Source organism: Pseudomonas sp. PVC-5-1, from assembly GCF_057444345.1.
Map to the genome: position 1 here is coordinate 4419238 of NZ_CM172024.1, position 24833 is coordinate 4444070.

The following is a 24833-nucleotide window of genomic DNA, read 5'->3' on the forward strand; positions in this document are numbered from 1 at the left end:
GTAAAGCGGGGTTGGGCGGGGGAGTGACAGTCGGGGAGTTCCTATGGGATCGAAGGACAAGAGAAGTGTTCCAGTAGGAAATTCCCCACAAAAACTCCCGGATGCAGCTATTTCCCAGCTTGATAATGTGGGTAGTGGTTCAGGGTAAAGCCACCATTGAACGATGCCGATGTTCTGTTGCATAGGTTGATGACCACATCAAGCGCCGTGCGTAAACACGGCTCGGTCCAGCCGGCGTCAACAGAGAAGGACTCTCCAGCCAGATACAACCCTGAACTGGCACTCAGATCACGGTTGTACTTCATCAGGCTCACTGCATCGTAATAGGTCCCAGCCCGATACAACTTTGCGCAGCCAAGCGCGTTTCGATCAGTCATCCAACGCTGTATGCGAATGTTTCGGGTATCGATATAAGGCGATATGGGTTCAGCCACGTTGCTCCCCCATTTCAAAAGGGGTTACAGGTTGCTTGTGATTTCCTGCGTTATTCACCAGCGTAAGGTGACGCCCACCCACACGTCGGGACTGCTCGATCAAGGTGATACGGGTAAAGCCGCAACGTAGCAATTCTCGGGCTGCAGTTAGCCCGGTAACACCAGCACCGACAATACATATCCGGTGATCCGGCTGAGTGGCGTATGCAACTCCGCCCTCTTGTTCGAGTAGACGGCGATAATCAAAGCAAAGATCAGGAGGGGTTAGGGTAACGCGCAGCCCACGGCTTTACGGACAGGGATGGCTCGATAGCCAGATCAGCAGGATGGTTGTGTGTTGAGCCGATGGTCATGGTCTCGTGTTCTCAATGAGTTGGGAACATGAGAATGATCAATCAAGAGATGCGTGAGGAGGTTGTTAATTAGCACCAACTGGCCACCACAGGATCGGGAGATATCTGTGGTGGCCGGGTTGATGTCAATAAAGCCGTTACACCTTAAACCGCCAGCGCGCGCTCACGCAGCTCGCTGTTGAGGATGCGGTCGTTCTCGCTGTAATCGACCGGGCAGTCGATCACGTGCACGCCCGGGGTCTTGATACAGTGCTCCAGCAGCGGCAGCAGGCCTTCGGCGCTTTCCACGCGGTGGCCGTTGGCACCGTAGGCTTCGGCGTACTTGACGAAGTCCGGGTTGCCGTAGTCCAGGCCGAAATCGGTGAAGCCCATGTTGGCCTGCTTCCAGCGGATCATGCCGTAGCCGTCGTCACGCAGGATCACCACGGTGATATGCATGCCCAGGCGTACCGCAGTTTCCAGCTCCTGGCTGTTCATCATGAAGCCGCCATCGCCGCAAACCGAAATAACCGGGCGGTCCGGGTGCACCAGGTGCGCGGCCATGGCCGATGGCAGGCCCGCGCCCATGGTCGCCAGGGCGTTGTCCAGCAGTACGGTGTTCGGCTTGTGCGCCTTGTAATTGCGGGCGAACCAGATCTTGTAGATGCCATTGTCCAGGGCAACGATGCCTTCGGACGGCAGCACGCGACGGATGTCGGCGACCATGCGCTGCGGGTAGACCGGGAAGCGGTTGTCGTCGGCACCTTCGGCGATCTGTGCCTCGTTGGCTTCACGGATGGCCATCAGGCGGGTGAAGTCCCAGTGTGTGGTGTCGGTCAGCGCTTCGCTGATCTGCCATACGGCGTTGGCGATGTCGCCGATCACTTCAACCTGCGGGAAGTACACTGCATCGACTTCGGCGGAGCGGAAGTTGATGTGGATGACCTCTGTGCCGCCACGGACCATGAAGAACGGCGGCTTCTCGATCACGTCGTGGCCGATGTTGACGATCAGGTCGGCGGCTTCGACGGCGCGGTGCACGAAGTCACCCGACGACAGTGCGGCGTTGCCCAGGAAGCGCGGGTGGCGCTCGTCGACCACACCTTTGCCCATCTGGGTGGTGATGAACGGGATACCGGTCTTGTCGATCAGTTGCTTGAGGACCTTGGCGGTCATCTTGCGGTTGGCACCGGCGCCGATCACCAGGATCGGGTTGCGAGCTTTCTGCAGTTTTTCCACGGCGGCTTCGATGGCCTTGTGCTCGGCCAGCGGGCGGCGGCTCAGGCTAGGCGGGATCGGCAGGCTTTCGGTCTGCTCGGCGGCGATGTCTTCCGGCAGCTCCAGGTGCACGGCACCCGGCTTCTCTTCTTCGGCCAGGCGGAAGGCTTCGCGCATACGGGCCGGTATGTTGTCGGCGGAGGCGAACTGGTGGGTGTACTTGGTGATGGGGTCCATCATGCCGCACACGTCGATGATCTGGAAGCGGCCCTGCTTGGACTTCTTGATCGGCTTCTGGCCGGTGATCATCATCATCGGCATGCCGCCCAGGTAGGCGTAGGCGCTGGCGGTGACCAGGTTGGTGGCGCCAGGGCCGAGGGTCGACAGGCTGACGCCGGTCTTGCCGGTCAGGCGACCATAGGTGGCAGCCATGAAGCCTGCGGACTGCTCGTGGCGAGTCAGTACCAGCTTGATCTTCGACTTGCGCAGGGATTCCAGCAGATCGAGGTTTTCTTCACCGGGAATACCGAATACATACTCGACACCTTCGTTTTCCAGGCATTGCACAACGACATCGGCGGCCTTGGCCATCTTGCTTGCTACCTCAGGTGATGGGACGGTGGAAGTCCGGAAATGCGCAGCACGGTACGCTGGCATCGCTCAGCCCGGGGCCAGGAGTGCCCCGAACCAAAGTCTTGACGTAGGGTGGACGCGGGAAAGTCACGTGAATGTGACGGGAATATTTTCGCAGCCTGGGTATTTTGCGGTCGGGGTGGGAGCAGGCGTGTCGAGGCGTCGAACCGCCGCGAAGCGGGCGACGTGGTGGATGGCACCGGCTATGCCGGTGTTCGCGGGTGAACCCGCTCCCACAGGGACTGCGTATGCCCGGGAATTTTTGCGCCAGAAAGACAAAACCCCTACCTGCATGCGCAGATAGGGGTTTTGCGAAATGAATCTTGACGATGACCTACTCTCACATGGGGAAACCCCACACTACCATCGGCGATGCATCGTTTCACTGCTGAGTTCGGGATGGGATCAGGTGGTTCCAATGCTCTATGGTCGTCAAGAAATTCTGTTGCCAGAATGTCCAGATGGACAGCCCAGCGAATTCGGATATGCGATATTTGTGATGTTGCGAACTTTCGGTTGTTTCGTCTTCACCACCGCAATCTGCGCTAGCAAATTGCTTGGGTGTTATATGGTCAAGCCTCACGGGCAATTAGTATTGGTTAGCTCAACGCCTCACAGCGCTTACACACCCAACCTATCAACGTCGTAGTCTTCGACGGCCCTTCAGGGGATTCAAGATCCCAGTGAGATCTCATCTTGAGGCAAGTTTCCCGCTTAGATGCTTTCAGCGGTTATCTCTTCCGAACATAGCTACCCGGCAATGCCACTGGCGTGACAACCGGAACACCAGAGGTTCGTCCACTCCGGTCCTCTCGTACTAGGAGCAGCCCCTCTCAAATCTCAAACGTCCACGGCAGATAGGGACCGAACTGTCTCACGACGTTCTAAACCCAGCTCGCGTACCACTTTAAATGGCGAACAGCCATACCCTTGGGACCGGCTTCAGCCCCAGGATGTGATGAGCCGACATCGAGGTGCCAAACACCGCCGTCGATATGAACTCTTGGGCGGTATCAGCCTGTTATCCCCGGAGTACCTTTTATCCGTTGAGCGATGGCCCTTCCATACAGAACCACCGGATCACTAAGACCTACTTTCGTACCTGCTCGACGTGTTTGTCTCGCAGTCAAGCGCGCTTTTGCCTTTATACTCTACGACCGATTTCCGACCGGTCTGAGCGCACCTTCGTACTCCTCCGTTACTCTTTGGGAGGAGACCGCCCCAGTCAAACTACCCACCATACACTGTCCTCGATCCGGATAACGGACCTGAGTTAGAACCTCAAAGTTGCCAGGGTGGTATTTCAAGGATGGCTCCATGAGAACTGGCGTCCCCACTTCAAAGCCTCCCACCTATCCTACACAAGCAAATTCAAAGTCCAGTGCAAAGCTATAGTAAAGGTTCACGGGGTCTTTCCGTCTAGCCGCGGATACACTGCATCTTCACAGCGATTTCAATTTCACTGAGTCTCGGGTGGAGACAGCGCCGCCATCGTTACGCCATTCGTGCAGGTCGGAACTTACCCGACAAGGAATTTCGCTACCTTAGGACCGTTATAGTTACGGCCGCCGTTTACCGGGGCTTCGATCAAGAGCTTCGCTTGCGCTAACCCCATCAATTAACCTTCCGGCACCGGGCAGGCGTCACACCCTATACGTCCACTTTCGTGTTTGCAGAGTGCTGTGTTTTTAATAAACAGTCGCAGCGGCCTGGTATCTTCGACCGGCATGGGCTTACGGAGCAAGTCCTTCACCCTCGCCGGCGCACCTTCTCCCGAAGTTACGGTGCCATTTTGCCTAGTTCCTTCACCCGAGTTCTCTCAAGCGCCTTGGTATTCTCTACCTAACCACCTGTGTCGGTTTGGGGTACGGTTCCCAGTTATCTGAAGCTTAGGAGCTTTTCTTGGAAGCATGGTATCAACCACTTCGTCGCCTAAAGGCAACTCGTCATCAGCTCTCGGCCTTGAAATCCCGGATTTGCCTAAGATTCCAGCCTACCACCTTAAACCTGGACAACCAACGCCAGGCTGGCCTAACCTTCTCCGTCCCTCCATCGCAATAACTGGAAGTACAGGAATATTAACCTGTTTTCCATCGACTACGCTTTTCAGCCTCGCCTTAGGGACCGACTAACCCTGCGTCGATTAACGTTGCGCAGGAAACCTTGGTCTTTCGGCGTGCGAGTTTTTCACTCGCATTGTCGTTACTCATGTCAGCATTCGCACTTCTGATACCTCCAGCAAGCTTCTCAACTCACCTTCACAGGCTTACAGAACGCTCCTCTACCGCGTCATCAAAGATGACACCCGTAGCTTCGGTGCATGGTTTGAGCCCCGTTACATCTTCCGCGCAGGCCGACTCGACTAGTGAGCTATTACGCTTTCTTTAAAGGGTGGCTGCTTCTAAGCCAACCTCCTAGCTGTCTAAGCCTTCCCACATCGTTTCCCACTTAACCATGACTTTGGGACCTTAGCTGACGGTCTGGGTTGTTTCCCTTTTCACGACGGACGTTAGCACCCGCCGTGTGTCTCCCATGCTCGGCACTTCCAGGTATTCGGAGTTTGCATCGGTTTGGTAAGTCGGGATGACCCCCTAGCCGAAACAGTGCTCTACCCCCTGGAGTGATACATGAGGCGCTACCTAAATAGCTTTCGAGGAGAACCAGCTATCTCCGAGCTTGATTAGCCTTTCACTCCGATCCACAGGTCATCCGCTAACTTTTCAACGGTAGTCGGTTCGGTCCTCCAGTCAGTGTTACCTAACCTTCAACCTGCCCATGGATAGATCGCCCGGTTTCGGGTCTATACCCAGCGACTAAACGCCCTATTAAGACTCGCTTTCGCTACGCCTCCCCTATTCGGTTAAGCTCGCCACTGAATATAAGTCGCTGACCCATTATACAAAAGGTACGCAGTCACCTAACAAAGTAGGCTCCCACTGCTTGTACGCATACGGTTTCAGGTTCTATTTCACTCCCCTCTCCGGGGTTCTTTTCGCCTTTCCCTCACGGTACTGGTTCACTATCGGTCAGTCAGTAGTATTTAGCCTTGGAGGATGGTCCCCCCATATTCAGACAAAGTTTCTCGTGCTCCGTCCTACTCGATTTCATTGACAAGAGATTTTCGTGTACGGGGCTATCACCCACTATGGCCGCACTTTCCAGAGCGTTCCACTAATCTCAAATCAACTTAAGGGCTGGTCCCCGTTCGCTCGCCACTACTAAGGGAATCTCGGTTGATTTCTTTTCCTCAGGGTACTTAGATGTTTCAGTTCCCCTGGTTCGCCTCTTGCACCTATGTATTCAGTACAAGATACTCAGCTTGTGCTGAGTGGGTTCCCCCATTCAGAGATCTCTGGATCACAGTCTGTTTGCCGACTCCCCAAAGCTTATCGCAGGCTACCACGTCTTTCATCGCCTCTGACTGCCAAGGCATCCACCGTATGCGCTTCTTCACTTGACCATATAACCCCAAGCAATCTGGTTATACTGTGAAGACGACATTCGCCGAAAATTCGCATGTTGCTCTTTCGAGCAGAACTCACAAATTTTACCTTAGCCTGATTAACCAGCAGTGAAACTGGCCATCAGTCTATATCTATCACATATCCGAATTTTTAAAGAACGATCTGACAAAAGTCAGAAATCAACATTCGAGCTGAATGTTCATTTCTAAGTTCTGACAAGCTACTGCGTACGGCGAAAGTGGTGGAGCCAAGCGGGATCGAACCGCTGACCTCCTGCGTGCAAGGCAGGCGCTCTCCCAGCTGAGCTATGGCCCCGTATTCTACGGCTGAACCATGTAATGGTAGGTCTGGGCAGATTTGAACTGCCGACCTCACCCTTATCAGGGGTGCGCTCTAACCAACTGAGCTACAGACCTATAACAGGGTCGCGTTACAGCATCGTCTTTTACAATGAATCAAGCAATTCGTGTGGGAGCTCATCAGCAGGCTGATGTCGTCGATTAAGGAGGTGATCCAGCCGCAGGTTCCCCTACGGCTACCTTGTTACGACTTCACCCCAGTCATGAATCACACCGTGGTAACCGTCCTCCCGAAGGTTAGACTAGCTACTTCTGGTGCAACCCACTCCCATGGTGTGACGGGCGGTGTGTACAAGGCCCGGGAACGTATTCACCGCGACATTCTGATTCGCGATTACTAGCGATTCCGACTTCACGCAGTCGAGTTGCAGACTGCGATCCGGACTACGATCGGTTTTGTGAGATTAGCTCCACCTCGCGGCTTGGCAACCCTCTGTACCGACCATTGTAGCACGTGTGTAGCCCAGGCCGTAAGGGCCATGATGACTTGACGTCATCCCCACCTTCCTCCGGTTTGTCACCGGCAGTCTCCTTAGAGTGCCCACCATAACGTGCTGGTAACTAAGGACAAGGGTTGCGCTCGTTACGGGACTTAACCCAACATCTCACGACACGAGCTGACGACAGCCATGCAGCACCTGTGTCAGAGTTCCCGAAGGCACCAATCCATCTCTGGAAAGTTCTCTGCATGTCAAGGCCTGGTAAGGTTCTTCGCGTTGCTTCGAATTAAACCACATGCTCCACCGCTTGTGCGGGCCCCCGTCAATTCATTTGAGTTTTAACCTTGCGGCCGTACTCCCCAGGCGGTCAACTTAATGCGTTAGCTGCGCCACTAAAATCTCAAGGATTCCAACGGCTAGTTGACATCGTTTACGGCGTGGACTACCAGGGTATCTAATCCTGTTTGCTCCCCACGCTTTCGCACCTCAGTGTCAGTATCAGTCCAGGTGGTCGCCTTCGCCACTGGTGTTCCTTCCTATATCTACGCATTTCACCGCTACACAGGAAATTCCACCACCCTCTACCGTACTCTAGCTCGCCAGTTTTGGATGCAGTTCCCAGGTTGAGCCCGGGGCTTTCACATCCAACTTAACGAACCACCTACGCGCGCTTTACGCCCAGTAATTCCGATTAACGCTTGCACCCTCTGTATTACCGCGGCTGCTGGCACAGAGTTAGCCGGTGCTTATTCTGTCGGTAACGTCAAAACAGCAAGGTATTAACTTACTGCCCTTCCTCCCAACTTAAAGTGCTTTACAATCCGAAGACCTTCTTCACACACGCGGCATGGCTGGATCAGGCTTTCGCCCATTGTCCAATATTCCCCACTGCTGCCTCCCGTAGGAGTCTGGACCGTGTCTCAGTTCCAGTGTGACTGATCATCCTCTCAGACCAGTTACGGATCGTCGCCTTGGTGAGCCATTACCTCACCAACTAGCTAATCCGACCTAGGCTCATCTGATAGCGCAAGGCCCGAAGGTCCCCTGCTTTCTCCCGTAGGACGTATGCGGTATTAGCGTTCCTTTCGAAACGTTGTCCCCCACTACCAGGCAGATTCCTAGGCATTACTCACCCGTCCGCCGCTGAATCAAGGAGCAAGCTCCCGTCATCCGCTCGACTTGCATGTGTTAGGCCTGCCGCCAGCGTTCAATCTGAGCCATGATCAAACTCTTCAGTTCAATACTGCTTGGGTTTTTAAGAAACCCTAAACTTGGCTCAGCAATCTCAAATGACTATGTGATTTCTCGCATGGCCACTTGTGATGCTGATAATCTTTGTGACTATCAGTCCGTACTCACAAGCACCCACACGAATTGCTTGATTCGATTTGTTAAAGAGCGTTTGGTTAAGAGCGTTTCGTCTCAACCGAGGCGCGCATTCTACGCTTTCCTCATTTGCTGTCAAGCGTTTATTTTGAAGTTTTTTACAACCGATTTCTTTCGAAACCCTTCAACTTCAACAACTTATCGCTTGCCTCGAAGCGTTCAACGCTGCGAGGAGGCGAATAATACGCGCTTTGAGATCAGAGTCAACACCTTGATCTGAAAAAACTTTCTGCCAGCGTTTTACCTTCGTCGGCAACTAATGAAAGCGCCGCGAATCTGTAGAGAAACACCACCCAAAGGAGCGTAGCGGCCATGAGCGATGCGCAAAGCGAGAAAACCCCGGGCCTGTCGGCGGACGAGGAGCAGGAAGTCAGCCTTAACCAACCGCCCCGCGCGGCAGTGCTGCACGAGATCATTCGTTACCAGGGCGACCAGGAACTGGAACGAACACTCGCCGCACTGTGGTGGTCGGCACTGGCCGCAGGCTTGTCCATGGGGTTGTCGCTCATGGCCATGGGGCTGTTCTACGCACGCCTGCCGGAGGGGGACAGTGCCCAGGTTATCGCCAGCATCGGCTATAGCGCAGGCTTCCTTGCAGTGATACTGGCGCGTCAGCAGTTGTTCACCGAAAACACCCTGACCGCCGTGTTGCCGGTAATGACTGCCCCCACCCTGGCCAACTTCGGGCGCCTGCTGCGCCTTTGGAGCGTGGTACTGCTTGGCAACCTCGCCGGCACCTTGCTGGTGGCCTGGGTAATGCTGGAGCTGCCGATCTTCGACAGCAAGACCGACGTGGCCTTCCTGGAGGTTGGCCGCAAGGTCATGAAAAACGATGTCAGCCAGATGTTCGCCAAAGGCATCGTATCGGGGTGGATGATCGCCACCATGGTCTGGATGATCCCGTCGATGGAACATGCCAAGATCTGGATCATCCTGATGATCACCTATCTGATGGCCCTGGGCGACTTCACCCATATAGTGGTCGGCTCGGTCGAGGTGTCCTATCTGGTCTGGGCCGGCGATGAAACCTGGAGCAGTTTCTGGCTGGAGTTCGCCCTGCCGACACTGGCGGGCAACATCATCGGCGGCAGTTTCATCTTCGGATTGATCAGCCATGCACAGGTGCGCAGCGACAGCGGCAAACCGCCCTCACGGCTACTGAAAGAGGACCAGCCACCCTCCCCGCGCCGCAACAACGGCAACAAATGAACCTCAGCGTGCCGCTACAACGCGCTCGTTCGCCTGGCCGCGCTGACGCACAGGCCGTGGCTGCCACCAGTTCTGCCCGGCGTGCGGAGAGTCAAGGCTGACCCGCTCGCCCATCTGCGGAGTGCTCAGGCGCACCTGTGCCTGGTTGGCCAGCGCCAGGATGCGTTCGAACGGTTCCTGCCAACCATGGATGGACAGGTCGAAAGTGCCGTTGTGAATCGGTAACAGCCAACGCCCGCGTAAATCCAGATGGGCCTGCAGACTCTGCTCCGGCTGCATGTGCACATCGGGCCAGGCGACGTTGTAGGCCCCGGTCTCGATCAAGGTCAGGTCGAACGGCCCGAAGCGCTCGCCAATCTGCTTGAACCCATCGAAGTAGCCGGTATCGCCACTGAAGAATACCCGCACATCCTCGTCGACGATCACCCACGACGCCCACAAGGTCCGGTTGCTGTCCAGCAGCCCACGCCCGGAAAAGTGCTGAGCCGGGGTGGCGACAAAGCGTACGCCCTCGACCTCGCTTTCCTGCCACCAGTCCAGCTGCCGCACCTTCGCCGGTGCCACGCCCCAGGTAATCAGCAAGTTGCCTACGCCCAGCGGGGCCAGGAACACACTTGTTCGCGGTGCAAGTTGGCGAATCGCCTGTTCGTCCAGATGATCGAAGTGATCGTGGGACAGTACCACCGCAGCCAATGGCGGCAATTGGTCCAGTGCCAAGGGTGGCGCATGGAAACGCAGCGGGCCGGCCCACTGCACTGGCGAGGCACGCTCGGCGAATACCGGGTCAGTAATAAAGAAGCGCCCACGCAGCTTGAGCAATACCGTGGAATGGCCCAGGCGCCACAGGCTGCGGTCGGGCGCATCGAGCACCTGCTGGCGGGTCATGGGCTGGAGGCTGACCGGTGTGGCCGGCCGGGTTTCCGGCGGTTTGCGCAGGAACAGGTACTTGAGCCCGATGCGCAGCTTCTTCAATACGCCATCCTGTGGCAACGACGCCTGGTTGTGAAAACGCCCTTCCCGCTGTGGCGCCGGCTCGCCGGCGGGGTTGGCCAAAGGGACCATCAGCAACACTCCGAGCAACAGGAAAGCCTTCATGCTACCCCACAGTGATCGGATCAACCATGAATTGGCTTGTAAGGTCATTTTTCGTCGATGAAACACTGTTCAACAATATTCATGCGAGTTATGCGATAAACGGTGCTTCAGCAGAAGAACGATGATCAAGATGGATAAACGCAGCGGCAAAGGACTTTCATTCGCCAAACGCATCTACCTGCCGCGGGTCATCGGCCTGGGAATCGGCCTGTTCAGTGTCATGGCCGCCATCGCGCCGCTGTCACCGCCCACCTGGGCATGGCTGCTGGTACTGTTCAATGGCCTCTTGTGGCCACATGTGGCCTACCTGTGGGCAGCCCGTTCGGCCACGCCCTACCAGGCAGAACAGCGCAACCTGGTTCTGGACTCCCTGATGGGTGGGTTCTGGACCGCCGCCATGCATTTCAATCCATTGCCCAGTGTGACCGTGCTTTCGATGATGACCATGAACAACGTCGCCGCCGGCGGCAAACGCATGGTCGTTCGCGGGATGCTGGCCCAGTTGGCCGGCATGCTCGTCGCCACATTGTTGCTGGGCCCCGGCCTGCAACTGAATGCCACACCCCTGCAGGTCTATGCCTGCCTGCCGATGCTGACGCTCTACCCACTGGCGCTAGGCTGGGTCTGCTACCAGCTGGCGATCAAGCTGGCCGACCACAAGCGCCGACTGAGTACCCTGAGCCTCACCGACAGCCTGACCGGCCTGCTCAACCACGGTGCCTGGAAAGACCTGCTGCTGCTGAAGTTCCAGGCCTGCCAGCAGCAAAAGGGGCACGCGGTGATTGCCCTGATCGACATCGACCACTTCAAGACCATCAACGACACGTTCGGTCACGTTGTCGGCGACTGTGTGCTGCGCCAACTCGGTGCCGAGCTGCGGCACAACCTACGCGAAGGCGACCAGGCCGGGCGCTACGGCGGTGACGAATTCTGCGTAATCTTGCCGGATACCAGCGAAGCCGAAGCGTGCCTGGCCATGGAGCGCCTGCGCGAGCGGGTCGCCAGCTACCGCAACCCGCAATTGCCGCACCTGCGCATCAGCCTGAGCATCGGCCTTTCGGCATTCGATGCCGACCTGGAGTCACCCGAGCACTGGCTCGAACAGGCGGACAAGGCGCTGTATACCGCCAAGCATGCCGGGCGCGACCAGGTCAATTTTGCCCGCAGCGACGCTGCAACGCTCAGGCTGGCCTATCCTGATTGAACCTCCTTCCTGACTAACTGGCGGGAGGCTGCCTGAAGGAGCCGCTCGCGCATGGCCAGGACCGCCAACCTTCCAACCGCCAGCCCCACCCCGCGCTTCCAGGTGCGTCGCTTGATTGCCGGCTTCAGCGCAGTTTTCGGCCTGGCTTGCCTGGTCATCGTCGGCGCCCTGTTCAATATCGCGGGTACTCTTGACCATCAGGAGCGCCAGCGCAGCGCCTCGCAGGCATCCAAGGCGCTGGAGCAACGGTTGCTCGCATCGCGCCAATTCCTGTCCAGCTACGCCGTATGGGATGCTGCCTTCGAACACCTGGCGGGGCAGGCCGACTGGAAATGGGCCTACGAAGAAAAGAACGTGGGCGAGTCGCTGTACAGCGCCAGCGGCTATGAGGGAGTGTTCGTGGTGGAGGACGCACGCACCACCTACGCCTTGTTCAGAGGCCAGCCTACCCAGGCGGCGGCCAATACCTATATCGATGCAGCGCTGCAGCCAATCATCGACCAGGCCCGGGCAGCGGCCATCCCCCGTGAACAGATCACCCGTTTCGTCCTGTTCAACGGTTGGCCGGCCGTGCTCAGTGCTGCGGCGGTGCGCCCGGACCGGGATGTCACCGAGAGCGAGGTCAGCCAGGCGCCGGTAATGCTGTTTGTCGACCAGCTCACCGAGGACAAGCTGGCGCAACTGAGCAGCGGTGCCGGCCTGACCGGTATGCACGTGGAGAAAAATGATGTGGGCGAGCACGGCCACCTGCGCATCGACCTCGGCGATACCGGCTACCACCTGTCCTGGAGCAGCCCGCTGCCAGGGCACCAGTTGCTGCGTGCTGTGTTGCCCCCGCTGTCGGGAGCCTTGCTGATACTTGGCCTGGTCATGCTCTACCTGTTCCGTCATGCCCTGCGCAGTTCGCGCGCGATCGACCTCACGCTCGCCCACCTTCAGCAGAGCAACCAGGCTCTGGAGGCCAGCGAACAGCGTTTTCGCGCGGTGGCTGAGTCGGCATCCGACTGGATCTGGGAAACCGATCGGCAGCAACGCCTCACCTATCTGTCACAACGTTTTGTCAACGTTACCGGTTACCCTGTGGACGACTGGCTCGGCCACCCACTCAATCAGTTGCTGGCCTGCGATACCACGCCGCTCTCGCCGTGGCTGGATGCCCTGGCCGCGGCCGACCCGCAACAACTTGCCAACCTGCGCTGCACCTACCGCGACCAGAATGGCCAGAACCGCTACTGCCGGATTTCGGCCCGCGCCATCTGGTACGACGACAAGCCCGTCGGTTTTCGTGGCACCGCCAGTGACATCACCGACGAAGTAGATGCCCATGCACGCATCCAGCACCTGTCGCTGCACGACCCGCTGACCGGCCTGGCCAACCGCAACAAGCTAGCCCGCCACCTGGAACAGGCGCTGTTACGTGGGAGCGACTCGCCACCACTGACCTTGCTGCTGCTGGACCTGGACAACTTCAAGCCGATCAACGACTCTCTCGGCCATGCCGCCGGTGACGCGGTGCTGCAGGAGGTAGCGAACCGCCTGCGCGACACTACCCGCGACGGCGACCTGGTCGCGCGTTTGGGCGGCGACGAGTTCCTCCTGGTGCTCAGCGGCATGGACAACCGCAGCGAGATCGACCGTTTCTGTGCGCGCCTTATCAGCCTGCTGCAGCAACCGATCGCCTTCGATAGCCAGACCCTCCATGTTGGCGCCAGCATCGGAGTCGCCCAGACCCGTACCCAAGGCTTCGATGCCGGCGAGCTGATCCGCTGCGCCGATATCGCCCTGTACCAGGCCAAGGCCGACGGCAAGAGCACCTGGCGCTATTTCGCTGCCGAAATGAACCAGCAGATCCAGTACCGCCGCCAACTGGAGAACGACATGCGGCGAGCCCTGCGCAACCAGGAATTCGAGCTGCACTACCAGCCGCGCTACCGCCTCAGCGACCTGCGCATCGTCGCAGTCGAGGCCTTGCTGCGCTGGCAGCATCCGCAGGAAGGGTTGCTGGGGCCGGACACCTTCATCCCCTTGGCCGAACAGAGTGACATCATTGTCGCGCTGGGCCGCTGGGTGTTGCGCGAAGCCTGCCGCACTGCCCATGACTGGCCCGCCGATGTTCTGGTCTCTGTGAACCTGTCACCTGCGCAGTTCCAGCGCAGCGATGTGGTGGCGGATGTACGCGAGATCCTGCTGGAAACCGCTTTCCCCGCACAGCGCCTGGAGCTGGAAATTACCGAGAACGTGATGCTCAATGACATCGAAGGCGCACTGGGCACAATGCTGTCGCTCAAAGAGCTGGGCGTTCGCCTGAACATGGACGACTTCGGCACCGGCTACTCGTCGCTGGGCTACTTGCGCACCTACCCGTTCGACAGCATCAAGATCGACAAACGCTTCATCGGCGGACTGAACAACACCGCTGGCAGCGACCGCGCCGTGGTCCAGGCCATCATCAACCTGGGTGAAGCGATGGGGCTGACCGTGACGGCCGAAGGAGTGGAAAACGAGCAGCAGCTCAGGGCACTGCAGAAGGACCGTTGCCATGAAGTGCAAGGCTATTACCTGAGCAGGCCTCTGAACAGTGCGGGGCTCGAGGCGTTGTTGCAGCAGGCACCCCAGCGCTCGGCGCCCCACCTGTAGCGTAAGTTTGAAAGCTTGCGCAGCCCGCTCCCACAGGGATTTTCAGCACAGCTGCCGCAAGCTGCGCTCAGCCACGATTTCCGGCAGGTCGCGCCGGCGCAGGTAGGTGCGCAGCGGTTCACCGATGTTCAAACGGTCATCCACATGCTGCTCCAGCAACAGCGCCAGCCGTTCGCGGCAAAGAGCCATGCGCAGCCCTTGCTCGGGCCGCCAGACAAACTCGCTGCAGGGCGTGATGCTGGCATCGGCCACGTCCATGCCGAAAGAGTCTTCGGAAAAACGCACGATATGCACGCCGCGCTTGCCATGAAAACCGACGAAGCCCTTGAGCTGGTCGGCAGCGTTGCAGATGTCCTGTGAAGTGATGGCCATGACGTAACCTCGCAATGAAATCGGAAGATACGCACGCCAGGCGGGAAAGGGTTGCCTCTGCCGGACAACTCGTGACTGGCAGCCTAACGCAAGCCATCACACAGGCGCCACGGTTTTCATCGATCAGCAACCACCGTCAACCTGTGAATGCAGCACCTCGCCCAACCATTGCATGAAGGCCTGCACCCGGCGTGGCACATGCCGCTGCCGGGCATACAACAGTGACACGGGCATGGCCGGGGCCTGCCAGCTTTCCAGTACCGAAACCAGCTCACCGCGCTGCAGGTGCTCGGCCACGCCCACCGCCGGCACCTGGATCAGCCCCAACCCGGCCAGGCAGGCCGCCGAGTAGGCCTCGGCATTGTTCACTGTGACCACGCCGGCCATGGCCTGGAAATGCAGTTCACCGTCCTGCAGAAATTCGAAACCGGCACTACGCCCCCCCAGAGTGCGCACGTAATGCACCAAGTGATGCTCGGCCAGGTCCTGCAGCGTGCGCGGCACGCCGTAGCGTGCAAGGTAGGCAGGGCTGGCACAGTTGCGCATGCTCAGTTGGCCGACCGGGCGCGCCACCACATCCAGGTCATGCAGGGCACCAATGCGCATCACGCAATCGAAGCCTTCACGCAGCAGGTCGACCTGGCGGTCGGTACAACTGAGCTCCACCTCCAGGCGCGGGAAGCGCTGCAGTAACTGCGGCAACGCCGGGATGATGACCCGGCGGGCCATCATTGTCGGCAGATCGACGCGCAGGCGCCCGGCCAGCTCGGCATCGTCGGCGCGGAACAAGCCCTCGATTTCGTCCATGCCCGACAGCAGGTCCTTGCTGCGCTCGTACAGCAAGACGCCATCCTGGGTCGCCTGTACCCGGCGGGTGGTGCGGTTGAACAGCTGCGTACCCAGCAAACGCTCGAGCGCCCTGACCTGCTCCGACACAGTCGAACGGGGCAGCCCCAAGCTCTCGGCAGCCAGGGTGAAACTGCTGACCTCGCAGACCCGAACAAAGGTGCGCAACAACTCCAGCTTGTTCAATTCAGCCCTCGTCTATCCGGTTTTACCGAACAGTATTTCCATATTCGCTGGATTTAACAGCACCACACCGACCAATAACCTGTGCTCATCAGCCCACCATGAGGTTTTCACCATGACCCGCAAGATTGCCCTGATCACTGGCGCCAGCCGCGGCCTGGGCCGCAACACCGCAGAACACCTGGCCGCACGCGGCATCGATGTCATCGGCACTTACCACAGCAAGGCCGAGGAAGCCCACGCCGTCGCCGCCCGGCTGGAACAGGCCGGGGTCAAGGCCATCATGCTGCAACTGGACGTCAGCGACAGCGCCAGCTTTGCCGGTTTCGCCGAATGCCTCGGCGCAACCCTGCAGCAACACTTCGGCCGCGAGCGCTTCGACTTTCTGGTGAACAATGCGGGGATCGGATTGAACGTGCCATACACCGAAACCAGCGAGGCACAGTTCGACCAGTTGCTGAACATCCAGCTGAAAGGTCCGTTCTTCCTTACCCAGCGCCTGCTGCCGTTGCTGGTCGACAATGGCCGCATCGTCAACATTTCCACTGGCCTGGCGCGCTTTGCGCTACCGGGGTATGCCGCCTATGCCGCGATGAAGGGGGCGATGGAGGTGCTGACCCGCTATCAGGCCAAGGAACTGGGAGCACGTGGGATTCGTGTGAACATTCTGGCGCCGGGGGCGATCGAGACCGATTTTGGCGGCGGCGTGGTGCGGGATAACCGACAGGTTAATGAATACATTGCCTGCAACACGGCGCTGGGGCGGGTGGGCTTGCCGGATGATATCGGGGCAGCGATTGCGCTGTTGCTGGAAGATGGCAACGGCTGGATCAACGGGCAACGGCTGGAGGTTTCGGGCGGGATGTTCCTCTGAATTCGGTTTTTCCGGGGCCGCATTGCGGCCCATCGCGACGCAAGGCCGCTCCTACAAGAATGCGCAATCGCACGGGGAATACGCGATCGCCTGTAGGAGCGGCCTTGTGTCGCGATGGGCTGCTCAGCAGCCCCTTGGCCCTCACGGCCGGTTCTGCTCCTCATGCACCTGCACACTGGCCGTCATTCCCGCACTCAGGGTCACCCCCTCCGGCACCTGGTCCAGGCGAATCCTTACCGGTATCCGCTGCGCCAGTCGCACCCAGTTGAAGGTCGGCTCGACCTCCGGCAGCAACTGGCTGTCGGGGTTGCTGTTGCGGTCGGTGATACCACGGCTGATGCTTTCCACATGCCCTTGCATCGGTTCGCCCGCGCCCATCAGCCAGACCTTCACCGCATCCCCCACACGAATGCGTGGCAGCTTGGTTTCCTCGAAATAGGCCTGGATATAGAAGGTTGAATCGTCCACCAGGGCCATCACCGCCTCCCCGGTATTCACATAGTTGCCCTCGGCCAGGCGCAGGTTGGTGATATGCCCGCTGCGCGGCGCCCGCACTTCACTGCGCGCCAGGTTGATTTTGGCGACCTGCAATTGTGCCTCGGCCTCATGCAGCTCACCGCGGGCGATGGCCGCATTGATCTGGGCGTTTTCCCGCAATTCGGCACTGATCGCCTCCGGTCCAAGTGCGGTACGCCGGGCCGCTTCACGCTCGCGCAGGCGCAGTTGCTGGCTGCGGGTTTCGGTCACCGCACTGGCTTGGTCGAAAGCAGCCTGGAAGCGTTCGCGGTCGATGCTCATCAGCAGGTCGCCGGCCTTGACCTGCTGATTGTCACGGGCCTTCAGCTCGCGCACCCAGCCGGACACATCGGGGGCGATCACCACCACATCGGCGCGCACACGGGCATCGCGGGTCCAGGGGGTGAGCATGTAGTACTGCCACAGCTGATAGCCGGCGAAGACGGCAAGGGCCACCACACACAAGGTGACCAGGGTACGTACGGCCGCACGCATCGAAACACTCCTTTATAAAGCTCCCAGCAGTCGCACTACCAGGAACAACACACAAACGAACAACGCCGCATCGAACAGCGCTTCATGCCAGATCCAGCGCCCCAACGGCGTGGCCTGCACCACCAGACGCAACACGCCGGTAAGCACCAGCGCCATCAACACATAAACCAGGAAAGGGCTGAACAGCACGCCGCCCAATTCCCACTCACGCAACCCCATGGGATTCCTCCTGCCAACGGCACCACTTGCCCCAGCTTTTTTGCAGTTGCAGCACCGCCCCTTCGGCCAACCGCAGCGGATCGCTGGAGGGTAGACGGCGCAAGGCGCCAATGAACTGTTCGCTTGCGGCATCCAGGCTCTGTCCACGCCCTGGCGCCGGCCCTTTGGCCAGCACTGACTCTACCTGCTGCAGGTATTCACGCTCGGCCCGTCCCAACGGGGCCTGGGCGACCGCCAGGCACATGCGCAAATGCACCAGTTCGTCGCCGATATCCAGGCCGTGCAGGCCGTCGTCCCAGCGCTTGCGTTCGCTCTCGGGCAGGTCGCCGGCATGCCGCGCCAGTTGCATCAGGCGGTCGGCCATGCGCCCGCCAAACCAGCTGTCGGCCCCGCGCAGGTCGCGCCGGGTCAGGCGCACCAGGTCATTCTGGGTCGCCGCGCGCAGGCGCTGGCCCAGCCAGGCCGGGTGGCGAAACACCAACAAGCGGAAGGCCATCACCGCCGCCGACACACCCACCAGCATGGCCAAGGCACTGTTGAGCATGGTGGCCACGCCGAACTGCATGGCGTTGAGCGGCGACACCAGCACGATGAAATGCAGGCAATAAGAAGTAGCCGTGGCCCCGGTCCGCGGGTGAGCCATGCCCAGCGCACCAAGAAACAGCGGCACCCCCATGCCCAGGCAGAGCATGGCGAAGCTGCTCCATTGCGGCAGCAGAATTTGCCCGACCAGAAACGCCGCCGGTATTGCCAGGAGGATCCCTCGTAAAAAGCTCAGGCCGATCTGCGCGCCATTCTCGCGGCTGGCGAACAGGCTGCAGACCACACAGGTCAGCACCAGGCCACCCGGTGCCGAAGGCCAGGCGGTGGCCAGCCAGAAACCACTCATCACCAGAAAGGCCAGCGCACTGCGTGAGCCGAACAGCAAGGCCAGCGACCAGTCGCGGTGCGCGGCCAGGCCCTGAGACACATCCTTGGGCGCCCTGCCCGCCTCCACATCCTCCAGCGCCTGGCTGGCAGCCATGGCGTAATCCAGCAGCAGTGCCATGCGTGCCAGGCAAAAGTGCTCCGCCGGGCTGATCTGATCATCGTGGGCAGCATCCCAGATGCGCTGGCGCAGAAGCAAAAGGCTCGGCTGATCGGGCTTGCCCAACAGTGCGCGCACCTCCTCCAGCCAGGGCGCCAGGCGTTCGGCCTCGCCCTCATCAAGTTGCCGCCACTGGCGGCGCACCGAACGGGAAATGCGCAGCAGCACCATCAGTTTCTGGCTCAGGCCGCGAATGGCACGAGCGCGTTGGCGCCCGCGATTGCCTTCGAACCAGGCGTGTTCGCGTTGGCTGTCGATGGCAACGATACGCCCCAGGCTCTCCAGCAGGCCTTTGCGCGCCTCGTCTTCACCGCCCAGCATGGCACTGGCGGCCTGCAGGCCGTTCTGCCAGGCCTGACGTGCCTGCCCGCCCAGTTGCTGCTCTACCCGCATGGGCCAGAGCAAGGCGCTGCTGGCGGTGGCACAGAAGATACCCAGGCAGATCTCGGTACAGCGCGCCACGGCCTGGTCGAACACCTGCAACGGGTGATCGATGGCCGGCAGGGCAATGATCGCCGCCGTGTAGCCTGCCAACACGAAGGCATAGGCCCAGGCGCTGCGCAACTGGGTGGAGGCGGCGGTGCACAGGGCCAGCCACAGGGCCAGGGTGAGCAGGAACAGACCGGGGGTCTGGGCAAACAGACCGATGAACAGCACCGACATAAACGTGCCGACCAGGGTGCCGGCCAGCCGCGCCAGGCCCTTCTGCACCACCATGCCTGACAACGGCTGGGCGACGATGAAAGCGGTCATCAGGGCCCAGGACGGTTGCTCCAGGCCCCAGCGCATCGCCAACCACAGGGCCAGGCCGCCACCGAGCAGGGTCTTGATGGCGAACTTGAGGGCGAGGCTGCTGGGAGCGAACAGGGCCTGGAAGGTGATGGGCACGAGACGGACCTTGAGGGGATGGTCTTGTAGAAAGATAGACAATGGTGGGAAGGATAAAGCGGAAACGATTAATTAGCTAGCTAATCATCTTTGTTATGGACAGGCTCTCCTGTGCTGCCCTCTTCGCGGGCACGCCCGCTCCCACATGGGACCGCGCACAGTCCGAATCCTGTGAAGTCATTGTGGGAGCGGGCGTGCCCGCGAAGAGGCCGGTACAGGCAACACAAAAATTGCAGGCAAAAAAAATGGGCGACCGAAGTCGCCCTAAATGCCTTGCGTGCTCGTGTACCCGGAAGGTCAGCGTGGTTTGCGCTTGTTCGAGTCCTTCCAGATGAAAATGCCCAGACCGGCAAAGAATGCGACCATCAACCCGACCGTTACCACTCCGGCGATAACCACGTTGTCGAAGAACATGCTGGCCTCCCCATTCGTTTGCCGTTGTCCGATGGGTGCAAGTTAACCAATGTGGAGGCGGGGAAAATTGATCGGGGTCAATGGTGCCCGGGGCCGGGCACGCGAGGCGGGTGCAGGGTTGACCTGCGTCAAGTTTCAGCGCTTCTTCGGCTTGCCCTTGGGCTTCTTTTTCTTGGCACTGTTCAACGGCAGGGCCTGCTCGAACGCATTGCGCATTTCGTTCAGGCGCTTTTCCTTGAGGTCGTGGACGCGCTTGGCGCGTTCGGCATCGAAATCGATGAGGTTGTCTTGGCTCATGGGTGGGCTCGACGATCAACTGAGACTTGCATGATGAAGCCAGGCGCTGGCGCTGACCAGCCCCATGTCAGACTTCGATGTCCACCAGCAGCCCCTGGCGTACATGCTCGCCCATCAATGGCGCTACCGGCACGGTGTTGTCGGCGTTGACCTCGTCACCCGGCATTGCACTGTAGCGTTCGTCGTCGCCCTTCTGCCGACGTTGCTGCTGGCGGCGCTGCTCGTCGCGCAGCAGCAGCGCCTGCTCCTGCGGGTCACGCTGCTGCTTGAGGTCGATGGCACTTTCACCGGATGCAGGCTGGGTCGGCACCACCGGCTTGATGTCGGGTGTCGGCTTGACCGGGTCCTGTTGCGAGGTCACCGGGGCGGCACTGAGCGGAATGATCGGTGGCAGCATGGACGTTCTCCTATGCCCCTGTATCGGCAGGCGCGGGTTTACCTTGATGGCATGCACAACACTTATTCGGCTTCGTCGTCAGGGTTGTCGTCGCTTGGCGGGCTGGCCTCGCTCCAGGGCCGCTTGTACACCTGCTGCCAGACCGCGTCCATGTGCTCGCGCAGCACCTGCGGCGCGCCCTTGAGCGAGGCGCTGTCCTCACGCTCACCGCCGATCGGCTCTTCACCTGCCGGGGTGATCAGCGACTGGCCGGTGATGCTGTAGCTGGCCTGCCCCTCGCGCATCTCGATGGCGATGTCGTGCGGGTCGATGCCACCGCCACAGAATGCGTGGCTGGCAACCGTCACCTCGGCGATGCCGTCCTTGTTCAGGTCGCCGACATCGCTGACGTCGTTATAGAAGTCCACATCCAGGTCCAGGCCCGGGCAGGTGGTTTCCTGTTCGATCTGCCAGCGCGCCTTGAAAGCGTCATTTTCGGCCTTGCGCCCGTACAGCGTGGCCTTGAGTACCACCTTGTCAACTTCCTGCTCGCTTTCCGGGTCGCTGGCCTGGCCATCGCTGCGGCTCAACACCAGCAGGCCTTCACCGTCGCGGTCACGAAAGTGCACGCTCTTGATCGGCGTCTGCACGCCCAGCACCTCGAGCTGTTCGATCGGGATGGCGGGCAAGGTCTCGAAGTTTTTCTGCTCGCAGGCGGCCAGCAGCAACAGGCTGCCCACGGCCATCGAAGCGCTGATCCAGCGGTGCTTGGCAGACATGTTGATCCGGAGCCCTCGTCGGCAGCACGGTGGGGGACGATGAAGCGGCTAGACTGTTGCTACCTATCGCACTTCGGCACCTTTCGATGCGCTCGGCACTTTGGTCTGACCGGCCGATCCGTTAACATAACCGGCTTTTTCATCGCGGGAGTTCAGGCAGTATGGCGCAGCAGTATCAACCGGGGCAACGCTGGATCAGCGACAGCGAAGCCGAGCTCGGCCTGGGTACCATCCTGGCGCAGGATGGCCGCCTGTTGACCGTGCTCTACCCGGCCACTGGCGACACCCGCCAGTATTCCCTGCGCAATGCGCCGCTGACCCGCGTGCGCTTCTCGCCAGGTGACCAGATCACCCACTTCGAAGGCTGGAAGTTGACCGTGCGCGAGGTCGAGGACATCGACGGGCTGATGGTCTACCACGGCCTGGACGGGCAGAACCAGCCGCGCACCCTGCCAGAAACCCAGTTGTCGAACTTCATCCAGTTCCGCCTGGCCAGCGACCGCCTGTTCGCCGGGCAGATCGACCCGCTCTCGTGGTTCAGCCTGCGCTACAACACCCTGCAGCACACCAGCAAGCAGATGCAGTCGGCGCTGTGGGGCCTGGGCGGCTGCCGTGCCCAACCCATCGCCCACCAGTTGCACATCGCCCGCGAAGTCGCCGACCGCAGCGCGCCACGCGTCTTGTTGGCCGACGAAGTGGGCCTGGGCAAAACCATCGAGGCCGGCTTGGTGATCCACCGCCAGCTGCTGTCGGGCCGCGCCAGCCGCGTTCTGATCCTGGTACCGGAAAACCTCCAGCACCAGTGGCTGGTGGAAATGCGCCGTCGCTTCAACCTGCAGGTGGCCCTGTTCGACGCCGAGCGTTTCATCGAAAGCGACGCCAGCAACCCGTTCGAGGATGCCCAGCTGGCGCTGGTGGCCCTGGAGTGGCTGGTCGACGACGAAAAGGCCCAGGACGCGCTGTTCGCTGCCGGCTGGGACCTGATGGTGGTGGACGAAGCTCACCACCTGGTCTGGCACGAAGACCAGGTCAGCGCCGAATACGGCCTGGTCGAACAGCTGGCCCAGGTGATCCCGGGCGTGCTGCTGCTCACCGCCACCCCCGAGCAGCTCGGCCAGGACAGTCACTTCGCCCGCCTGCGCCTGCTCGACCCCAACCGTTTCCACGACCTGGCCGCCTTCCGCGCCGAGAGTGAGCACTATCGCCCGGTGGCCGAAGCCGTACAGGAACTGCTCGACGAAGGCCGCCTGTCGCCCAAGGCCCACGCCACCATCCAGGGCTTCCTGGGTGCCGAAGGCGAAGCCTTGCTGGCTGCGGTCAGCGACGGCGATACCCAGGCCAGCGCGCGCCTGATCCGTGAGCTGCTCGACCGCCACGGCACCGGCCGCGTGCTGTTCCGTAACACCCGCGCGGCGATCCAGGGCTTCCCTGAGCGCCAGCTGCACCCTTACCCACTGGCGACGCCCGAGCAGTACCGCGACCTGCCAGCCGGCGAACATGCCGAGCTGTACCCGGAAGTCGCCTTCCAGGCCCAGGGCGAGGTGGCCGATGACGAGCGCTGGTGGCGTTTCGACCCGCGCGTCGACTGGCTGATCGACACCCTGAAGATGCTAAAGCGTACCAAGGTGCTGGTGATCTGCGCCCATGCCGAAACCGCGATGGACCTGGAGGACGCCCTGCGCGTGCGCTCCGGAATCCCGGCCTCGGTGTTCCATGAGGGCATGAGCATCCTCGAACGCGACCGCGCCGCCGCCTACTTCGCTGACGAAGAGTTCGGCGCGCAGGTGCTGATCTGCTCCGAGATCGGCAGTGAAGGCCGCAACTTCCAGTTTGCCCACCATCTGGTGATGTTCGACCTGCCAGCGCACCCCGACCTGCTAGAACAGCGCATCGGCCGCCTCGACCGTATCGGCCAGAAGCACACCATCCAGCTGCATATCCCGTACCTGCAGGACAGCCCGCAAGAGCGCCTGTTCCAGTGGTACCACGAAGGCCTCAACGCCTTCCTCAACACCTGCCCTACCGGCAACGCCCTGCAGCACCAGTTCGGCCCGCGCCTGCTGCCACTGCTTGAAGGTGGCGAAAGCAAGGCCTGGGAAGCCCTGGTGGCCGACGCCCGCAGCGAACGCGAACGCCTGGAAGCCGAACTGCATACCGGCCGTGACCGTCTGCTGGAGCTCAACTCCGGCGGTGCCGGCGAAGGCCAGGCGCTGGTCGAGGACATTCTCGAACAGGACGACCAGTTCGCCCTGCCGATCTACATGGAAACCCTGTTCGACGCCTTCGGCATCGACAGTGAAGACCATTCCGAGAACGCCCTGATCCTCAAGCCGAGCGAAAAGATGCTCGACGCCAGCTTCCCGCTGGGTGACGACGAAGGCGTGACCATCACCTACGACCGTGGCCAGGCGCTGTCGCGCGAGGACATGCAGTTCCTCACCTGGGAACACCCGATGGTACAAGGCGGCATGGACCTGGTGCTGTCCGGCTCGATGGGCAACACCGCCGTGGCGCTGATCAAGAACAAGGCGCTCAAACCCGGGACCGTGCTGCTTGAACTGCTGTTCGTCAGCGAGGTGGTGGCACCGCGCAGCCTGCAACTGGGGCGTTACCTGCCACCGGCGGCATTGCGCTGCCTGCTCGATGCCAACGGCAACGACCTGGCGTCCCGCGTGGCCTTCGAAACCCTCAACGACCAGCTGGAAAGCGTGCCACGCGCCAGCGCCAACAAGTTCGTCCAGGCCCAGCGTGACGTGCTGGCCCAGCGCATCGGCAGCGGCGAGGCCAAGGTCATGCCGGCCCACGTCGAGCGCGTGGCCGAGGCCCAGCGCCGCCTTACAGCGGAGGCCGACGAAGAACTGGCCCGTCTGGTCGCCCTGCAAGCGGTCAACCCGAGCGTGCGCGACAGCGAGATCGAAGCGCTGCGCAAGCAGCGCGAAGAGGGCCTGGCGATGCTGGAAAAGGCCGCCCTGCGCCTGGAAGCCATTCGCGTGCTGGTGGCTGGCTAGTCTTTCCCCGCACCCGTGTAGGAGCGGCCTTGTGTCGCGATGGGCTGCGCAGCAGCCCCAGCATTTTT

General features: G+C 60.4%; 17 protein-coding genes, 2 tRNA genes, 3 rRNA genes and 1 pseudogene. 5 read left to right on the forward strand and 18 right to left on the reverse strand.

Going from position 1 to position 24833, the window contains the following annotated elements:
- Positions 1 to 107: 107 nt before the first annotated feature.
- From AC2T3R_RS20235 to AC2T3R_RS20270, 8 genes and pseudogenes are all read right to left on the reverse strand, one after another.
- Positions 108 to 440: pseudogene (locus AC2T3R_RS20235) on the reverse strand (FAD-dependent oxidoreductase); the annotation flags it as partial.
- A complete protein-coding gene (locus AC2T3R_RS20240) occupies positions 427 to 714 on the reverse strand; it encodes an FAD-dependent oxidoreductase (RefSeq protein ID WP_486745296.1) in 288 nt (95 codons plus the stop codon). The gene AC2T3R_RS20240 and the pseudogene AC2T3R_RS20235, both read right to left, overlap by 14 nt.
- Before the next feature lie 217 nt (positions 715 to 931).
- On the reverse strand, positions 932 to 2575 hold the full coding sequence (locus AC2T3R_RS20245) for an acetolactate synthase large subunit (protein ID WP_039613940.1): 1644 nt from the start codon (positions 2573 to 2575) through the stop codon (positions 932 to 934).
- 363 nt (positions 2576 to 2938) lie between these two features.
- Positions 2939 to 3054: ribosomal RNA gene (gene rrf, locus AC2T3R_RS20250) — 5S ribosomal RNA — on the reverse strand.
- Positions 3055 to 3185: 131 nt separating this feature from the next.
- A 23S ribosomal RNA gene (locus AC2T3R_RS20255) occupies positions 3186 to 6077 on the reverse strand.
- Positions 6078 to 6320: 243 nt separating this feature from the next.
- A tRNA-Ala gene (locus AC2T3R_RS20260) sits at positions 6321 to 6396 on the reverse strand.
- 24 nt (positions 6397 to 6420) lie between these two features.
- Positions 6421 to 6497, reverse strand: a tRNA-Ile gene (locus tag AC2T3R_RS20265).
- Positions 6498 to 6582: 85 nt separating this feature from the next.
- Positions 6583 to 8119, reverse strand: a 16S ribosomal RNA gene (locus tag AC2T3R_RS20270).
- Together the 16S, 23S and 5S rRNA genes with 2 tRNA genes alongside form the textbook arrangement of a ribosomal RNA operon.
- 459 nt (positions 8120 to 8578) lie before the next feature.
- Here AC2T3R_RS20270 and AC2T3R_RS20275 point away from each other — a divergent pair.
- Entirely contained in the window at positions 8579 to 9475 is an 897-nt protein-coding gene (locus AC2T3R_RS20275) for a formate/nitrite transporter family protein (protein ID WP_085721085.1), read from the forward strand.
- Positions 9476 to 9478: 3 nt separating this feature from the next.
- Here AC2T3R_RS20275 and AC2T3R_RS20280 read toward each other — a convergent pair whose 3' ends face one another.
- Complete coding sequence (locus tag AC2T3R_RS20280; RefSeq protein WP_085721084.1) at positions 9479 to 10570, reverse strand: MBL fold metallo-hydrolase; 1092 nt, start codon at positions 10568 to 10570, stop codon at positions 9479 to 9481.
- A 130-nt stretch (positions 10571 to 10700) separates the two neighbouring features.
- Here AC2T3R_RS20280 and AC2T3R_RS20285 point away from each other — a divergent pair, with 130 nt between their 5' ends.
- Together AC2T3R_RS20285 and AC2T3R_RS20290 are read left to right on the forward strand one after the other, a co-directional pair.
- Positions 10701 to 11774 (forward strand): diguanylate cyclase, encoded by a 1074-nt coding sequence (locus AC2T3R_RS20285; RefSeq protein ID WP_367245164.1) that lies wholly within the window; start codon positions 10701 to 10703, stop codon positions 11772 to 11774.
- A 51-nt stretch (positions 11775 to 11825) separates the two neighbouring features.
- Entirely contained in the window at positions 11826 to 14411 is a 2586-nt protein-coding gene (locus tag AC2T3R_RS20290; RefSeq protein ID WP_410953244.1) for a bifunctional diguanylate cyclase/phosphodiesterase, read from the forward strand.
- 42 nt (positions 14412 to 14453) lie between these two features.
- Here the strand turns inward: AC2T3R_RS20290 and AC2T3R_RS20295 are convergent, their stop codons facing one another.
- The gene (locus AC2T3R_RS20295; protein WP_486744175.1) at positions 14454 to 14783 is read right to left on the reverse strand and encodes a DUF2025 family protein; all 330 of its coding nucleotides are present in this window, start codon (positions 14781 to 14783) and stop codon (positions 14454 to 14456) included.
- Between the two features lie 123 nt (positions 14784 to 14906).
- Positions 14907 to 15815 carry a LysR family transcriptional regulator gene (locus AC2T3R_RS20300; protein ID WP_486744176.1) on the reverse strand — a complete coding sequence of 303 codons (909 nt, stop codon included), beginning with the start codon at positions 15813 to 15815 and terminating at the stop codon, positions 14907 to 14909.
- A 112-nt stretch (positions 15816 to 15927) separates the two neighbouring features.
- Here AC2T3R_RS20300 and AC2T3R_RS20305 point away from each other — a divergent pair, with 112 nt between their 5' ends.
- A complete protein-coding gene (locus tag AC2T3R_RS20305; protein WP_486744177.1) occupies positions 15928 to 16686 on the forward strand; it encodes an SDR family NAD(P)-dependent oxidoreductase in 759 nt (252 codons plus the stop codon).
- A 141-nt stretch (positions 16687 to 16827) separates the two neighbouring features.
- Here the strand turns inward: AC2T3R_RS20305 and AC2T3R_RS20310 are convergent, their stop codons facing one another.
- The 7 genes from AC2T3R_RS20310 to AC2T3R_RS20340 all read right to left on the reverse strand — a co-directional run bounded on the left by AC2T3R_RS20310 (position 16828) and on the right by AC2T3R_RS20340 (position 21757).
- Positions 16828 to 17697 carry an efflux RND transporter periplasmic adaptor subunit gene (locus AC2T3R_RS20310; protein WP_486744178.1) on the reverse strand — a complete coding sequence of 290 codons (870 nt, stop codon included), beginning with the start codon at positions 17695 to 17697 and terminating at the stop codon, positions 16828 to 16830.
- A gap of 12 nt (positions 17698 to 17709) precedes the next feature.
- Positions 17710 to 17916, reverse strand: coding sequence for a DUF1656 domain-containing protein (locus AC2T3R_RS20315; protein WP_013973910.1), 207 nt, complete (start codon positions 17914 to 17916; stop codon positions 17710 to 17712).
- Positions 17903 to 19891: an FUSC family protein gene (locus AC2T3R_RS20320; RefSeq protein WP_410953241.1), complete on the reverse strand. Its 1989-nt coding sequence runs from the start codon at positions 19889 to 19891 to the stop codon at positions 17903 to 17905. Before AC2T3R_RS20320 ends, AC2T3R_RS20315 begins: the two co-directional genes overlap by 14 nt.
- Before the next feature lie 297 nt (positions 19892 to 20188).
- Positions 20189 to 20305, reverse strand: a complete 117-nt coding sequence (gene ccoM / locus AC2T3R_RS20325; protein ID WP_003254862.1) for a cytochrome c oxidase subunit CcoM — start codon at positions 20303 to 20305, stop codon at positions 20189 to 20191.
- A 135-nt stretch (positions 20306 to 20440) separates the two neighbouring features.
- On the reverse strand, positions 20441 to 20602 hold the full coding sequence (locus AC2T3R_RS20330; RefSeq protein ID WP_003258944.1) for a hypothetical protein: 162 nt from the start codon (positions 20600 to 20602) through the stop codon (positions 20441 to 20443).
- Between the two features lie 67 nt (positions 20603 to 20669).
- Positions 20670 to 20999, reverse strand: a complete 330-nt coding sequence (locus tag AC2T3R_RS20335; RefSeq protein WP_003258942.1) for a hypothetical protein — start codon at positions 20997 to 20999, stop codon at positions 20670 to 20672.
- Positions 21000 to 21061: 62 nt separating this feature from the next.
- A complete protein-coding gene (locus tag AC2T3R_RS20340) occupies positions 21062 to 21757 on the reverse strand; it encodes a M949_RS01915 family surface polysaccharide biosynthesis protein (RefSeq protein WP_410953240.1) in 696 nt (231 codons plus the stop codon).
- A gap of 161 nt (positions 21758 to 21918) precedes the next feature.
- Between AC2T3R_RS20340 and rapA the strand changes: the two genes are divergently transcribed.
- Positions 21919 to 24765 (forward strand): RNA polymerase-associated protein RapA, encoded by a 2847-nt coding sequence (rapA, locus tag AC2T3R_RS20345; protein ID WP_274121147.1) that lies wholly within the window; start codon positions 21919 to 21921, stop codon positions 24763 to 24765.
- Positions 24766 to 24833: the final 68 nt, after the last annotated feature.